Source organism: Pseudomonas sp. AIG (assembly GCF_977020205.1).
Genome location: NZ_CDROCK010000021.1, coordinates 18,727 through 33,694, shown reverse-complemented (window position 1 = coordinate 33,694; position 14,968 = coordinate 18,727). Strand labels below are relative to the sequence as shown.

The 14,968-nt window shown below is 60.7% G+C and carries 10 protein-coding genes and 1 other RNA gene; 10 read left to right on the top strand and 1 reads right to left on the bottom strand.

What is annotated here, in order from left to right:
- The first annotated feature begins 36 nt into the window (after positions 1 to 36).
- From ACWR1S_RS14015 to ffs, 6 genes are all read left to right on the top strand, one after another.
- On the top strand, positions 37 to 696 hold the full coding sequence (locus tag ACWR1S_RS14015; protein ID WP_038365421.1) for a GntR family transcriptional regulator: 660 nt from the start codon (positions 37 to 39) through the stop codon (positions 694 to 696).
- A 2-nt stretch (positions 697 to 698) separates the two neighbouring features.
- Complete coding sequence (gene smc, locus ACWR1S_RS14010; protein ID WP_454563915.1) at positions 699 to 4,187, top strand: chromosome segregation protein SMC; 3,489 nt, start codon at positions 699 to 701, stop codon at positions 4,185 to 4,187.
- A gap of 261 nt (positions 4,188 to 4,448) precedes the next feature.
- Complete coding sequence (zipA, locus tag ACWR1S_RS14005) at positions 4,449 to 5,312, top strand: cell division protein ZipA (protein WP_007916269.1); 864 nt, start codon at positions 4,449 to 4,451, stop codon at positions 5,310 to 5,312.
- Between the two features lie 146 nt (positions 5,313 to 5,458).
- Positions 5,459 to 7,816, top strand: coding sequence for an NAD-dependent DNA ligase LigA (gene ligA, locus ACWR1S_RS14000; protein WP_454563914.1), 2,358 nt, complete (start codon positions 5,459 to 5,461; stop codon positions 7,814 to 7,816).
- 156 nt (positions 7,817 to 7,972) lie between these two features.
- Positions 7,973 to 9,136, top strand: coding sequence for a zinc-binding metallopeptidase family protein (locus ACWR1S_RS13995; protein ID WP_454563913.1), 1,164 nt, complete (start codon positions 7,973 to 7,975; stop codon positions 9,134 to 9,136).
- Positions 9,137 to 9,270: 134 nt separating this feature from the next.
- Positions 9,271 to 9,367, top strand: an RNA gene (gene ffs / locus ACWR1S_RS13990) — signal recognition particle sRNA small type.
- A gap of 195 nt (positions 9,368 to 9,562) precedes the next feature.
- Here the strand turns inward: ffs and ACWR1S_RS13985 are convergent.
- Positions 9,563 to 10,312: a substrate-binding periplasmic protein gene (locus ACWR1S_RS13985; RefSeq protein ID WP_454563912.1), complete on the bottom strand. Its 750-nt coding sequence runs from the start codon at positions 10,310 to 10,312 to the stop codon at positions 9,563 to 9,565.
- Between the two features lie 145 nt (positions 10,313 to 10,457).
- Here ACWR1S_RS13985 and dnaX point away from each other — a divergent pair, with 145 nt between their 5' ends.
- The 4 genes from dnaX (at position 10,458) to recR (ending at position 14,936) form a co-directional block, all read left to right on the top strand.
- Positions 10,458 to 12,548, top strand: coding sequence for a DNA polymerase III subunit gamma/tau (dnaX, locus tag ACWR1S_RS13980; RefSeq protein ID WP_454563911.1), 2,091 nt, complete (start codon positions 10,458 to 10,460; stop codon positions 12,546 to 12,548).
- Between the two features lie 68 nt (positions 12,549 to 12,616).
- On the top strand, positions 12,617 to 12,955 hold the full coding sequence (locus ACWR1S_RS13975; RefSeq protein ID WP_016984747.1) for a YbaB/EbfC family nucleoid-associated protein: 339 nt from the start codon (positions 12,617 to 12,619) through the stop codon (positions 12,953 to 12,955).
- Positions 12,956 to 13,232: 277 nt separating this feature from the next.
- Positions 13,233 to 14,267 (top strand): NADP-dependent oxidoreductase, encoded by a 1,035-nt coding sequence (locus ACWR1S_RS13970; protein ID WP_454563910.1) that lies wholly within the window; start codon positions 13,233 to 13,235, stop codon positions 14,265 to 14,267.
- Positions 14,268 to 14,333: 66 nt separating this feature from the next.
- Positions 14,334 to 14,936 (top strand): recombination mediator RecR, encoded by a 603-nt coding sequence (gene recR / locus ACWR1S_RS13965; protein WP_064116893.1) that lies wholly within the window; start codon positions 14,334 to 14,336, stop codon positions 14,934 to 14,936.
- Positions 14,937 to 14,968: the final 32 nt, after the last annotated feature.

Here is a 14,968-nt window from a genome sequence, read left to right as displayed (position 1 = left end):
CCGCTTGTGCAGATCGATAGAGTTTGAAGGACAACCATGACGTTCAAGGCGCCGGACAGCCTCGCCGAGCAAATCGCTCACCACCTCGCCGAACGCATCATTCGTGGCGAAATGAAGCCGGGAGAGCGCATCCAGGAACAGAAGGTCACGCTGGCCCTCAATGTCAGCCGCGGCTCGGTCCGCGAAGCCTTGCTGATCCTCGAACGCCGTCACCTGATCGCGATCCTGCCGCGCCGTGGCGCGCACGTCACCGAGCTGACGCCGCACAAGGTGCAGAGCCTGTGCACGCTGATGAGCGAGCTGTACATCCTGCTCGGCAATTCGGTGGCCAACGGCTGGCAAGTGCAGTCGGACATGGCGCCGTTCGTGCAGATTCAGCAGCGCCTGACCGCCAGCTACGAGCGTCAGGACATCCGCAGCTTCGTCGACGACAGCTTCAGCGTGATGCGCGCCGCCTATCCGTTCGCCAACAACCCGTACCTGCAAGAAACCGTCGAGAACCTGCAGCCGGCGATGAGCCGTGCGTATTTCCTCGCCCTCGAACAGCGCAAGGCCTCAATGAGCGAGTTCCTCGAACTGTTCGAACGCTTGCTGGCCGCTGTGCTCGCCCGTGATTTGCCGCAGATCCGCATCGTGCTGACGGCTTACGCCCAGCGCAGCTGCGATCTGGTGGTTTCCGCCCTGACGGTTGCCTAAGCGTGCGGCTCAAGTGCATCAAACTGGCGGGATTCAAATCCTTCGTCGACCCGACCACGGTGAACTTCCCCAGTAACATGGCGGCGGTCGTCGGGCCGAACGGTTGCGGCAAGTCGAACATCATCGACGCCGTCCGCTGGGTGATGGGCGAAAGTTCGGCGAAGAACCTGCGTGGCGAGTCGATGACCGACGTCATCTTCAACGGCTCGACCAGCCGCAAACCGGTGAGTCAGGCCAGCATCGAGCTGGTCTTCGATAACTCCGACGGCACGCTGCTGGGCGAATACGCGGCCTACGCGGAAATTTCCATTCGCCGCAAAGTCACCCGCGACAGCCAGACCACGTATTACCTCAACGGCACCAAATGCCGTCGCCGCGACATCACCGATATCTTCCTCGGCACCGGTCTCGGCCCGCGCAGCTATTCGATCATCGAGCAGGGGATGATCTCCAAGCTGATCGAGTCCAAGCCCGAAGACCTGCGTAACTTCATCGAAGAAGCGGCCGGCATCTCGAAATATAAAGAGCGCCGCCGCGAAACCGAAAACCGTATCCGCCGCACCCACGAAAACCTCGCGCGTCTGACTGACCTGCGCGATGAGCTGGAACGTCAGCTCGAACGCCTGCACCGCCAGGCCGAGGCCGCCAAGAAATATCAGGAATTCAAAGCCGAAGAACGTCAGCTCAAGGCGCAACTGTCGGCCCTGCGCTGGCAGGATCTGAATGATCAGGTCGGCCAGCGCGAGTCGATCATCGGCACTCAGGAAGTCAGTTTCGAAGCACTGGTCGCCGAGCAGCGAAATGCTGACGCGGCCATCGAACGCCTGCGCGACGGTCACCATGACCTGTCCGAACGCTTCAATCTGGTGCAGGGGCGCTTCTATTCGGTCGGCGGCGACATCGCCCGGGTCGAGCAAAGTATCCAGCATGGCCAGCAACGTCTGCGGCAGTTGCAGGACGATCTGAAAGAAGCCGAACGCGCGCGTCTGGAAACCGAATCGCACCTGGGTCACGACCGCACCTTGCTGCTGACCCTCGGCGAAGAGCTGGACATGCTCACCCCCGAGCAGGAAGTCACCAGCGCTGCTGCCGAAGAGGCCGCTGCGGCGCTGGAAGATTCTGAGTCGGTCATGCACGGCTGGCAGGAACAGTGGGACGCCTTCAACCTGACCGCCGCCGAACCGCGCCGTCAGGCCGAAGTGCAGCAGTCGCGTATTCAGCAGCTGGAAACCAGCATGGAGCGCCTCGCTGACCGGCAAAAGCGCCTCGGCGAAGAGCGCGCGTTGCTCTCGGCTGACCCGGAAGACGCGGCGATCATGGAACTCAACGAGCAGCTCGCCGAGTCCGAAGCGACGCTTGAAGATTTGCAGACCAGCGAAGAAGCGCAGGTCGAAAAGCTTGAACAACTGCGCCAGGAATTGCAGCAAGCGCTGACCGCGCAGCAACAGGCGCAGGGCGATTTGCAGCGCCTCAACGGTCGCCTTGCGTCCCTCGAAGCCTTGCAGCAAGCCGCGCTCGACCCAGGCACCGGCACCGCCGAATGGCTGAAGGAACACCACCTCGCCGAGCGCCCGCGTCTGGCCGAAGGCCTGAAGGTCCAGGCCGGTTGGGAGCTGGCGGTAGAGACCGTCCTTGGCGCCGATCTGCAAGCGGTGCTGGTCGACGATTTCAGCGGCTTTGATTTGTCCGGTTTTACTCAGGGCGATCTGCGTCTGCTCAGCCCGGCCAGCGATGGCGTGCGCGTCGCCGGCAGCTTGCTGGATAAAGTCGACGCGCAGATCGATCTGTCGCCGTGGCTCGGTCAGGTCAAACCGGTCGACAGCCTTGAGCAGGCCTTGGCCTTGCGCGGGCAGTTGAGCGCTGGCGAGAGCCTGATCAGTCGCGACGGTTACTGGGTCGGTAGGCACTTTTTACGTGTACGACGCGCCAGCGAAGCAGAAAGCGGCATGCTCGCCCGGGGTCAGGAAATCGAAGCGCTGCACCTTGAGCGCGAAGAAAAAGAAGCCACGGTCGAGGCCATGGAAACCCGCTTGCAAACCCTGCGCGCACAACAGCGTCAGCAGGAAAACGGCCGCGAACATTTGCGCCGTTTGCTGCAAGACGAAGCGCGTCAGCAAGGCGAATTGAAAGCACAGCTGTCCGCCGGTAAAGCCAAGGCCGAACAGCTGACTTTGCGCCGCACACGTCTCGACGAAGAGCTGGTTGAACTCGGCGAACAGCGCGAACTCGAGCACGAACAAGTCGGCGAAGCGCGCATGCAATTGCAGGAAGCGCTGGATGCCATGGCGCTGGACACCGAACAGCGCGAGTTGCTGCTGGCCCAGCGCGACAGCCTGCGCGAACGCCTCGATCGCGTGCGTCAGGAAGCGCGCCAACACAAGGATCACGCGCATCAATTGGCCGTGCGTCTCGGCTCGTTGCGTGCGCAGCACGACTCCACGCGCCAGGCGCTGGAACGTCTGGAAATGCAGGCCGAGCGCCTCACCGAAAAACGCGAACAGTTGAGTCTGAACCTGGAGGAGGGCGAGGCACCGCTGGAAGAGCTGCGCCTGAAACTCGAAGAACTGCTCGACAAGCGCATGACCGTCGACGAAGAACTCAAGACCGCGCAGATCGCTTTGGAAGATGCCGACCGCGAACTGCGCGATGCAGAAAAACGCCGGACCCAGGCCGAGCAGCAATCACAATTGATTCGTGGCCAGCTCGAACAGCAGCGCATGGAATGGCAAGCCCTGACCGTGCGCCGCAAGGCTTTGCAGGATCAGTTGCTGGAAGACGGCTACGATCTCAACGGCGTGCTCGCGACATTGACGGCGCAAGCCAGTGAACGCGAAGCCGAAGAAGAACTTGAACGCATCAACGCGCGGATTCAGCGTCTGGGCGCGATCAACCTCGCGGCCATCGACGAATACACGCAACAGTCCGAGCGCAAGCGTTATCTGGATGCGCAGGACGCCGATCTGGTCGAGGCACTGGAAACGCTTGAAAACGTAATCCGCAAGATCGACAAGGAAACGCGTAATCGCTTCAAAGATACCTTTGATCAGATCAATGGCGGTTTACAGGCACTTTTTCCAAAAGTTTTCGGTGGCGGGCGCGCGTATTTGGAACTGACGGGCGAAGATCTACTCGATACAGGGGTAACGATCATGGCGCAACCGCCAGGGAAGAAGAACAGCACCATCCATTTGCTTTCCGGCGGGGAGAAAGCCCTGACCGCACTGGCACTGGTTTTTGCCATCTTCAAATTGAACCCGGCGCCGTTCTGCATGCTCGATGAGGTTGACGCGCCACTGGATGACGCTAACGTTGGACGCTACGCACGCTTGGTCAAAGAGATGTCGCAGACCGTGCAGTTCATCTATATCACCCACAACAAGATCGCCATGGAAATGGCCGAGCAGTTGATGGGCGTAACGATGCATGAACCGGGTTGTTCGCGACTGGTGGCCGTGGATGTCGAGGAGGCGATGGCGATGGTGGACGCCTGAGTCAGCGTGGTGTCGGAAAAGGTAATTAAGGGTTGTAGGACTTTTTTACCAACTGCGACTTGCTGGCCAATCGACATATTCGCGCAAGCCAAATGAGACAGACGGTGTAAAGTTGTCTTTGGTCGTGCTAGTTTAATGTCAATTTTTCGTATACGTGGGCAAAACGCCTGTCAGAACATAGAGTTGGCGCCACGTTTTAAAGCGGTTTGCACAATGTAAACCCCTTATTTATCAGCATTTTTTATAGAGGCACGGGATTACATGGAAATCGGTCTGCGCGAGTGGCTGATCGTCATCGGCATCATTGTGATAGCCGGTATTCTTTTCGATGGCTGGCGCCGTATGCGCGGCGGCAAGGGAAAACTGAAATTCCGTCTTGACCGAAGTCTGTCCAACCTGCCGGACGAGGACACCAGCGCTGAGCTGTTGGGCCCGGCCCGTGTTCTGGACAACCATAAAGAACCACAGCTGGACGAACACGATCTGCCGTCGGTGAGCATGCCGGCCCGCGAAGCACGCGAGCCTCGCGAATCCGGCTCGAAACGTGGCAAGCGTGGCAGCAACGGTCCGGCGCAGGGCGACCTGAACCTCGACCTGGATCTGGATGGCGGCCCGAGCTTCAGCAGCCGTGACGACGATTTCGCCGAAGACACCAAGCCTTCGCCGGCGGTGGTCGACAAAGACCAGCCGCAAGCTGAAGAAGTGCTGGTGATCAGCGTGATCTGCCGCGACGCTGCCGGCTTCAAAGGCCCGGCGCTGTTGCAGAACATTCTCGAAAGCGGTCTGCGTTTTGGCGAGATGGATATTTTCCACCGCCACGAAAGCATGGCCGGCAACGGTGAAGTGCTGTTCTCCATGGCCAATGCGGTCAAGCCGGGCATCTTTGATCTGGACGACATCGACCATTTCAGCACCCCGGCGGTGAGCTTCTTCCTCGGCCTGCCAGGCCCGCGTCATCCGAAGCAAGCCTTCGACGTGATGGTGGCCGCAGCCCGCAAGCTGTCGCAGGAACTCAACGGCGAACTGAAAGATGACCAGCGCAGTGTTCTGACCGCGCAGACCATCGAGCACTACCGTCAGCGCATCGTCGAGTTCGAACGTCGCGCCCTGACCCAGAAGCGCTAAGGCCAAGATCAAAAGATCGCAACCTTCGGCAGCTCCTACAGAGGATCGCGATCCTGTAGGAGCTGTCGAGTGCAACGAGGCTGCGATCTTTTAAGGATGAAACTGGAGCAGCCTCGGCTGCTCTTTTGCTTTATGAGAGAACACCCATGACCGCCGCGAAAAACCGCATTCTTGAGCTACGCGCTGAACTCGATCAGCACAACTACCGTTACCACGTCCTCGACGAGCCGAGCATTCCGGACGCCGAGTACGACCGGTTGTTCCATGAGCTCAAGGCACTGGAAGCGGCCAACCCGGAACTGATCACCAGCGACTCGCCGACCCAGCGCGTCGGCAGCGTGGCACTGACCGCATTCACTCAGGTACGTCACGAAGTGCCGATGCTCAGCCTCGGCAATGCCTTCGAAGAAAGCGACATGCGCGAGTTCGATCGCCGCGTCACCGAAGGTCTGGACATGCCGGTCGGCGATCTGTTCGGCGGCAGTGCGGCGGTGGAATACAGCTGCGAACCGAAACTCGATGGCCTGGCGGTCAGCCTGCTGTATCAGGACGGTGTGCTGGTACGCGGCGCCACACGCGGCGACGGCACTACTGGCGAAGACATCAGCGTCAACGTGCGCACCGTGCGCAACATTCCGCTGAAGCTGCACGGCGAAGGCTGGCCGGCGACCCTGGAAGTTCGCGGTGAAGTGTTCATGTCCAAGGCCGGTTTCGAGCGCCTTAATGCCTCGCAACTGGAAATCGGCGGCAAGACCTTCGCCAACCCGCGCAACGCCGCGGCCGGCAGCTTGCGTCAGCTCGATTCGAAGATCACGGCTAACCGTCCGCTGGAATTCTGCTGCTACGGCATCGGTCAGGTCTCCCACGACATTTCCGACACCCACATCGGCAACCTCAAGCAGTTGCAGAAGTGGGGCATGCCGATCAGTCACGAACTGAAGCTGGCCAAAGGCATCGACGAGTGCCTGGATTACTACCGCGACATCGGCGAGCGGCGTAACTCGCTGACCTACGAAATCGACGGCGTGGTATTCAAAGTCAACAGCATTGCCGATCAGCGCGAGCTGGGCTTCCGCGCCCGCGAACCGCGTTGGGCGATCGCGCATAAATTCCCGGCGATGGAAGAGCTCACCGAGCTGCTCGATGTTGAATTTCAGGTGGGTCGCACCGGCGCTGTTACCCCGGTCGCACGGCTGAAACCGGTCAAGGTGGCCGGCGTCACTGTGGCCAACGCCACGTTGCACAACATGGATGAAGTCGCACGTCTGGGCCTGATGATCGGCGACACCGTGATCATCCGTCGCGCCGGTGATGTGATTCCGCAAGTGGTGCAAGTGGTCATGGATCGCCGCCCGGAAAACGCGCGCGCGGTGCAGATTCCAGAGAACTGCCCGGTGTGCGGTTCGCATGTCGAACGCACGCAATTGATCAAGCGCAGCAAAGGCAAGGAAACCGTCAGCGAAGGCGCAGTGTACCGCTGCGTCGGCCGTCTGGCCTGTGGCGCGCAACTGAAGCAGGCAATCATTCACTTCGTCTCGCGCCGCGCGATGGACATCGAAGGCCTGGGCGACAAGAGCGTCGAGCAACTGGTCGATGAAGGTCTGGTCAGTTCGCCGGCCGATCTGTACGCACTGAAATTTGAAGAAATTGTCGATCTGGAAGGTTTCGCCGAGGTGTCGAGCAACAAGCTGCTCGCGGCCATCGAGGACAGCAAGAAACCGGGGCTGGCGCGCTTCATTTATGCGCTGGGCATTCCCGATGTCGGCGAGGAGACGGCCAAGGTGCTGGCGCGCTCGCTGGGTTCGCTGGAGCGTGTGCAGCAGGCGCTGCCGCAAGTGCTGACCTACCTGCCGGACGTGGGTCTGGAAGTGGCGCACGAGATTCACAGCTTCTTTGAAGATGCGCATAACCAGCAGGTGATTACCGAGTTGCTTGGCCATGGCTTGCAGATTCAGGATCAGGGCGAGTTGGGCGCCGAGTTTGCCGCCAGCACCACGCTCGGTGGTTTCCTCGACAAGTTGCACATTCCTTCGGTCGGCCCCGGTGGCGCGCAGAAACTGGCGGACAAGTTTGGCTCGCTGGAAGCGGTAATGAATGCTGACTGGCTGGACATGCGTCAGGCTTTGCCGGAGAAGCAGGCCAATTCGGTTCGCGAGTTTTTTGCTGTTCCTGAGCATCGTCAGTTAGCTGAAGAGTCCGAAAAACAACTGCGCGATTTTGGCATGCATTGGCAGAGCGAGAAGAAAGTCGTCGAAGGCTTGCCGCTGTCCGGCGAGACTTGGGTGCTGACGGGCAAGGTTGAGTTGATGAGCCGGGATGTCGCCAAGGAACACCTGGAAAGCCTCGGCGCCAAGGTCGCGGGTTCGGTGTCGGCGAAGACTCATTGCGTAGTCGCAGGCCCCGGTGCCGGCTCCAAACTGACCAAAGCCAATGAGCTGGGCGTGAAAGTGATGGACGAAGAAGCTTTCATCGCCTTCCTCAAAACTCACGGCGTCGCCGTTTAAGATGATCGTTCCCACGCTCCCGCGTGGGAATGCCGCGCCGGACGCTCCGCGTCCGCTGTGACGCAGAGCGTCACTGGATGCATTCCCACGCAGAGCGTTGGAACGATCAACCTGCAAGAATGATCTAGTCTTGGCAAGCCCCAGGGAGAGATCGCCATGCACCGCTTTTTCGAGCAGCTCAGTTCCCGCATCATCGCGCCGTTCATGGGCGAATCCTCACGCAATAGCAAAGTCTGGCCGTGCCGCTGCGGCCAATCGCTGTTCTTTCGCAACAGCCAGTGTCTGGCGTGCAATGCCTTGCTCGGTTATCAGCCGGAAGAAAGTCGGCTGACGTCACTGCAACCGGGGCCGTACGAAGGCACCTGGGCGCTCGATGCCGATCCCGACTCGGGATTGTTCCGCCGCTGCGCCAACCTTGATACGCCTGCCGCGTGCAATTGGCTGTTGCCGGCCAATGACCACGACAGCTTGTGCATCGCTTGCAGCCTCAACCGGACCATTCCCGACCTGTCCGCCCCGGACAACCCCGAACGCTGGCGCAAAGTCGAAATCGCCAAGCGTCGACTGGTCGCGCAACTGATCACCCTCGGCTTGCCGGTGATTCCGAAAACCGTGGATGAAGACACCGGTCTGGCCTTCGATTTCATTGGCGTCGACCTCGAAGGCAATGCGCCGATGACCGGCCACGCCAACGGCCTGATCACCCTCGACATCAAAGAAGCCGACGACGCCCACCGCGAGCAGGTGCGGGCGGCGATGCATGAACCCTATCGCACGTTGCTCGGGCATTTTCGCCACGAGGTCGGCCACTATTACTGGGATCGCCTGATCGCCAACGGCCCCTGGCTAGATTCATTCCGCAGCCTGTTCGGCGACGAACGCGCCAGTTATGCCGAGGCGCTGGACCGTCACTACCAGCAAGGCGCACCGCTGGACTGGCCGCAATACTACGTCAGCGCTTACGCGACGATGCACCCTTGGGAGGATTGGGCGGAAACCTGGGCGCATTACCTGCACATGATGGACGCCGTGGACACAGCGCTGGGTTTTGGCATGAGCGCGCGGGAAATGGATTTCGATTACCAGCCGTTTCCGACCAGCACGTTGTATGACCCCGAGCATCCCGGCGGCGAGGCGTTCCTGTCGTTCGTCAACGCGTGGATCGAACTGGCCGGGATGCTCAATGAGCTGTCACGCAGCATGGGCCAGCCGGATTTCTACCCGTTCGTGCTGCCGGCACCGGCGATTGCCAAACTGCATTTCATTCATCTGGTGATCCAGCAGGCGGGCGGCAGGGCGGACGAGGTGTTGGCCCTATAGGCGATGCCGCAGGCTGCGATCTTTATGTCTTTGACCTTGTTCATATTTTTAATCTGCAACCAACGGTTGTAACTTCGTCTCAGATAGGTACAATGGCGCGGCTCGCCGACAGGCAAGCGTCGTTATGGTGACCCCATCGGTCCCCCCGCAACGATTACCCGTGAACCTGGTCAGAGCCGGAAGGCAGCAGCCACAGCGGGAACATTGTGTGCCGGGGTGTGGCTGGTGGGGTTACCACCTTAACGAACAATCGAACGCTTCAACCAGAACTGCATGGGTTTCGCCCACTGCGGTTTTTTTGTGCCTGCGATTTGCCAAATCGACACAAATCCCCTGTAGGAGTGAGCCTGCTCGCGATGGCGGTGTGTCAGTCAGCTCATTTTTGGGGACAGGACGCCATCGCGAGCAGGCTCGCTCCTACAGGGGTTATGGGGTGGCTTCGGAGGACCCGGTATATAGCCGGATAATCTCATCAATCTCCCCCGACATTTTCATCCGCAACAACGTGCGCAAAATCCGCTGCACCGGCACCTTCGGGTCACTCCTCACATAACAACCGACCTTCTGCTCCTGCAACACCGCCACCCCTTGCAGTTGCTGCGCGGGCATCAATCGCTGGTTAAACCAGTCCAGCGTCCACTGATTACTCACCGCATAGCGATAACGCCCGGCCAGCAGTTTCTCCAACACCTGCTCCTGATTGCGCGCATCTTCACGTTGCAGTCGATCAGCATCAAACAGCGGTTGCAGGGTAGGGTAGGTGTAGCCCAGAACGGTGCCGATGGATTGGCGGGGCAGAAGCGCGGGGTCGGCGCTGGCGGGTTGATCCTTGCGGCTGATCAACAGATCGCGCTGGAAGAACAACGGCAGACTCCAGATGTAATCCCCCGACTGATTCGGCAGCCACGACTGTGCGGCATAGCAGCGCACATCTATTTCGCCGTGTTCCATGGCGCTCTGCACGCGTGCGCGGGGCAGCACGTGAAACTCGGCCGGTACGCCGACCTGCGTGGCCAGGCTGAGCATCAGGTCGTAAAGAATGCCCTGCGTCGGTCGCCCGCGTTCATATTGCACCATCGGCATCGCCCAGCTGTCAGGCATGGCGAAGCGCAACGGGGTTTCCGCTGCCGTCACATTCAGGCTGATTCCCAGCAACGCCCCCAAGGCCCAACGCATAAACGCTCCGGTAATTCCCGATCCCGAGCCGATAAAAGCCTCTGCTGATGCAGCTTAGCCATATTAGACGAGGACACCGGATGCAATTTTGCCCTTGCTCCGCTAGCATTAGCCGCTTCTGCTTCCTTCGCTGCGACGGTTTTCGATGAGTTATCAGGTTCTTGCACGTAAATGGCGTCCGCGCTCGTTCCGCGAAATGGTCGGCCAGACCCATGTGCTCAAAGCTCTGATCAATGCCTTGGACAGCCAGCGGCTGCACCACGCGTACCTGTTCACCGGTACGCGCGGGGTGGGTAAAACCACGATTGCGCGGATCATTGCCAAATGCCTGAACTGTGAGACAGGTATCACTTCCAGCCCGTGCGGCGAGTGCTCGGTGTGTCGGGAAATCGACGAGGGTCGCTTCGTCGACCTGATCGAGATCGACGCCGCGAGCCGCACCAAGGTCGAAGATACCCGCGAACTGCTCGACAACGTGCAGTACGCCCCGAGCCGTGGGCGCTTCAAGGTCTACCTGATCGACGAAGTGCACATGCTTTCCAGCCATTCCTTCAATGCGCTGTTGAAAACCCTCGAAGAGCCGCCTCCTTACGTCAAGTTCATCCTGGCGACCACTGACCCGCAGAAACTTCCGGCAACGATTTTGTCACGCTGCCTGCAGTTCTCGCTGAAGAACATGACGCCCGAGCGTGTGGTCGAGCATTTGACCCACGTCCTCACTGCCGAAAACGTGCCGTTCGAAGACGATGCGCTGTGGCTGCTCGGTCGCGCCGCTGACGGCTCGATGCGAGATGCCATGAGCCTGACCGACCAGGCGATTGCCTTCGGTGAGGGCAAGGTTCTCGCCACCGACGTGCGGGCGATGCTCGGTACGCTGGATCACGGTCAGGTCTATGACGTGTTGCATTCGTTGATCGAAGGCGACGCCAAGGCGTTGCTTGAGGCCGTGCGTCATCTGGCCGAGCAAGGCCCGGACTGGAACGGCGTGCTCTCGGAAATTCTCAACGTGCTGCACCGCGTGGCCATCGCTCAGGCGCTGCCCGAAGGTGTCGACAACGGGCATGGCGACCGTGATCGCGTGTTGGCACTGGCGCAAGCCTTGCCGGCCGAAGACGTGCAGTTCTATTACCAGATGGGCCTGATCGGCCGCCGTGATTTGCCGCTGGCGCCGGACCCGCGCGGTGGTTTCGAAATGGTCTTGCTGCGGATGCTGGCCTTCCGGCCGGCAGATACGGCGGACGCCCCGAGGCAACCGCTAAAGCCAGTGGGGATCAGCCAGGCCACAGTTGATTCCGCAAACTCAGTGGCTGCCGCGCCTAAACCTGCGCCGGTAGTCGCTGCGGCGGTTGCGCCGGCTCCAGCTCCGGCACCCGTGGCAGCACCGGCTCCCGAGCCCGCGCCGGTCGCTCCTGTTGCCGCGCCAGAACCTGAGCCTGCGCCCGTCGTCGCCGACGCCGTCGTCGACCTGCCGTGGAATGACCCGGTAGAGCCCGAGGCGGAGCCAGAGCCCGAACCCGCGCAGCAACCTGCCGTCGAACCGGTGCTGGAAACCACCGCCGAGCAACCTGATTTGCCGCCGATGCCGTTGCCGACCCCGGACAGCGTCGTTCCGGAGGCGCCAGAGTGGGCCGCCGCACCGATTCCCGAGCCGTCGGTCGCCGACGTCGATGCCGCTACCCCGGGCATGGACATGGACGACGAACCGCCGCTGGACGAGGATTACATCGAGCCGGACATGGATTCGGCGTACAGCTACCTCGATGAACTGGCCAGTGAACACGCCGCTGATCCCGAACCGGAACCCGAGCCAGAGCCGGCTGCGGCACCGGCCACTGGCTTGGCGTTGCAATGGCTGGAGCTGTTCCCGAAACTGCCGATCTCCGGCATGACCGGCAGCATTGCCGCCAACTGCACGCTGATCGCGGTCGATGGCGACCACTGGCTGATGCACCTCGACCCGGCGCACAGCGCTCTGTTCAACGCCACGCAGCAGCGACGTCTGAACGATGCGTTGAACCAGTTCCACGGTCGTACACTGGGCCTTACCATCGAGCTGATCAAGCCCGAGCAAGAAACCCCGGCCCAGGCCGCGTCCCGTCGGCGTGCCAACCGTCAGCGCGAGGCGGAGGAGTCGATTCACGGCGATCCGTTCATCCAGCAGATGGTTCAGCAGTTCGGCGCGGTGGTGCGACACGATACTATTGAACCTGTCGATGCCTTGGTCGCCCAAGGCTAATAACTGAAGGTGCTCGGCTAATCTTCGCCGGGCGCTGTTTTGATCCAAGTACTTTTGAGGTGATTCCCATGATGAAAGGTGGCATGGCCGGCCTGATGAAGCAGGCGCAGCAGATGCAGGAAAAAATGGCCAAGATGCAGGAAGAACTGGCCAACGCCGAAGTCACCGGTAAGGCCGGCGGCGACATGGTCACCGTGGTGATGACCGGTCGTCACGACGTCAAAAGCGTGAGCATCGACCCAAGCCTGGTTGAAGGCATGAGCGAAGACGACAAAGAAATGCTGGAAGCGGTCATCGCTTCCGCCGTCAACGACGCAGTGCGCAAGATTGAAAAGAACAGCCAGGACAAAATGGGCAACATGACCGCCGGCATGAACCTGCCAGCGGGTATGAAACTGCCATTCTGATTCGCCATTCGGCGGCAGATGAGCTACACAAAAATGCCAGGCCTTGTGCCTGGCATTTTTGTTTCTGACTGATCGTTCCCACGCTCTGCGTGGGAATGCAGCCCGGGACGCTCCGCGTTCCAAGTCCAGAGCCGAACGCGGAGCGTCCGTTGCGGCATTCCCACGCGGAGCATGGGAACGATCAATCACGGCCAACTGAATAAACATCGAACGCGCAAAAGCCTCAACGGTCTGCTCCCTATACCCGCTGAATTCACCCTTCACAGGAGACGCTGACATGTCCGACCCTCTCACCCTCAACCAGCGCTTTGTCCTCGCCTCACGCCCGGTCGGTGCGCCGACCCCGGAAAACTTCCGCCTCGAACGCGAAGCGCTGCCCGATCTTGCGGACGGCGAGGTACTGCTGAAAACCCTCTATCTGTCCCTCGACCCCTACATGCGCGGACGCATGAGTGACGCGCCGTCCTACGCCGCCCCGGTACAAATCGGCGAAGTAATGACTGGCGGTGCTGTCAGCCGTGTCGAGGATTCGCGTCATCCGAAATTCCATAAAGGCGATCTGGTGGTCGGCGCCACCGGTTGGCAGAGCCACAGCATCAGCGACGGCCGCAATATCATCCCGATCCCGGCCGGGTTGCCGAGCCCGTCCATGGCCCTCGGTGTGCTGGGCATGCCCGGCATGACCGCGTACATGGGCCTGATGGACATCGGCCAGCCGAAAGAAGGCGAAACCCTCGTGGTCGCTGCGGCGTCCGGTGCGGTCGGCTCGGTGGTCGGTCAAGTGGCGAAGATCAAAGGCCTGCGCGCGGTCGGCGTGGCCGGTGGTGCCGATAAATGCAAATACGTCGTCGAGGAGCTGGGGTTTGATGCCTGCATCGATCACAAGGCGCCCGATTTCGCCGAGCAACTGGCCAAAGCCTGCCCGAATGGCATCGACATCTATTACGAGAACGTCGGCGGTCATGTATTCGACGCCGTGGTGCCGCTGCTCAACGCCAAGGCGCGCATTCCGTTGTGCGGTCTGATCGCCGGGTACAACGCCTCCGAAGCGCCGCAAGGCCCGGATCGTCTGCCAATGCTGCAACGCACACTGCTGACCAAGCGCGTGCGGATTCAGGGCTTTATCGTGTTCGACGACTACGGCGACCGTCAGCCGGAATTTATCAGCCACATGGTGCCGTGGGTGCGCGACGGCAAGGTGAAATTCCGCGAGGACGTGGTCGATGGCCTGGAGCAGGCGCCCGAGGCGTTTATCGGTCTGCTGGAGGGGCGCAACTTCGGCAAACTGGTGGTGCGGGTTGCCCAGGACTGAGTATTTGACGCTGGCCAGAGGCGCGGGTATAAACCGCGTCTCGTTGTTTTGTCGGACTTTTTACCCATGAGCTTCAGCCCTTTGATTCGCCAACTGATCGACGCCTTGCGCACTTTGCCGGGCGTGGGTCAGAAAACCGCCCAGCGCATGGCGTTGCAGTTGCTCGAGCGTGACCGCAGCGGCGGCTTGCGTCTGGCTCAGGCACTCAGCCAAGCCATGGAAGGGGTCGGTCACTGCCGCCAGTGCCGCACGCTGACCGAAGACGATCTGTGCCCGCAATGCGCCGATACCCGCCGTGACGACACGTTGCTCTGCGTGGTCGAGGGGCCAATGGATGTGTATGCGGTCGAGCAGACCGGCTTCCGTGGGCGCTACTTTGTGCTCAAGGGGCATTTGTCGCCGCTCGATGGTCTCGGGCCTGAAGCGATCGGCATTCCGCAGTTGATGACGCGGATTGAGGAGGCGGGGACTTTTACTGAAGTCATCCTTGCGACCAACCCGACGGTGGAAGGTGAGGCGACGGCGCATTACATCGCGCAGCTGCTGAGCAACAAAGGCCTGATCGCTTCGCGGATCGCTCACGGCGTGCCGCTGGGTGGTGAGCTGGAACTGGTCGATGGCGGCACGCTGGCGCATTCGTTTGCCGGGCGTAAACCGATTTCCCTCTAATACTGTAATGCCTGTTCTGGCCCCATCGCGAG

Coding starts and splice junctions, on each gene's coding strand:
- dnaX (WP_454563911.1), top strand. CDS start 10,458: ATGAGTTATCAGGTTCTTGCACGTAAATGGCGTCCGCGCTCGTTCCGC.
- ACWR1S_RS13985 (WP_454563912.1), bottom strand. CDS start 10,312: ATGCGTTGGGCCTTGGGGGCGTTGCTGGGAATCAGCCTGAATGTGACG.
- ACWR1S_RS14015 (WP_038365421.1), top strand. CDS start 37: ATGACGTTCAAGGCGCCGGACAGCCTCGCCGAGCAAATCGCTCACCAC.
- ACWR1S_RS13970 (WP_454563910.1), top strand. CDS start 13,233: ATGTCCGACCCTCTCACCCTCAACCAGCGCTTTGTCCTCGCCTCACGC.
- recR (WP_064116893.1), top strand. CDS start 14,334: ATGAGCTTCAGCCCTTTGATTCGCCAACTGATCGACGCCTTGCGCACT.
- zipA (WP_007916269.1), top strand. CDS start 4,449: ATGGAAATCGGTCTGCGCGAGTGGCTGATCGTCATCGGCATCATTGTG.
- ligA (WP_454563914.1), top strand. CDS start 5,459: ATGACCGCCGCGAAAAACCGCATTCTTGAGCTACGCGCTGAACTCGAT.
- ACWR1S_RS13975 (WP_016984747.1), top strand. CDS start 12,617: ATGATGAAAGGTGGCATGGCCGGCCTGATGAAGCAGGCGCAGCAGATG.
- ACWR1S_RS13995 (WP_454563913.1), top strand. CDS start 7,973: ATGCACCGCTTTTTCGAGCAGCTCAGTTCCCGCATCATCGCGCCGTTC.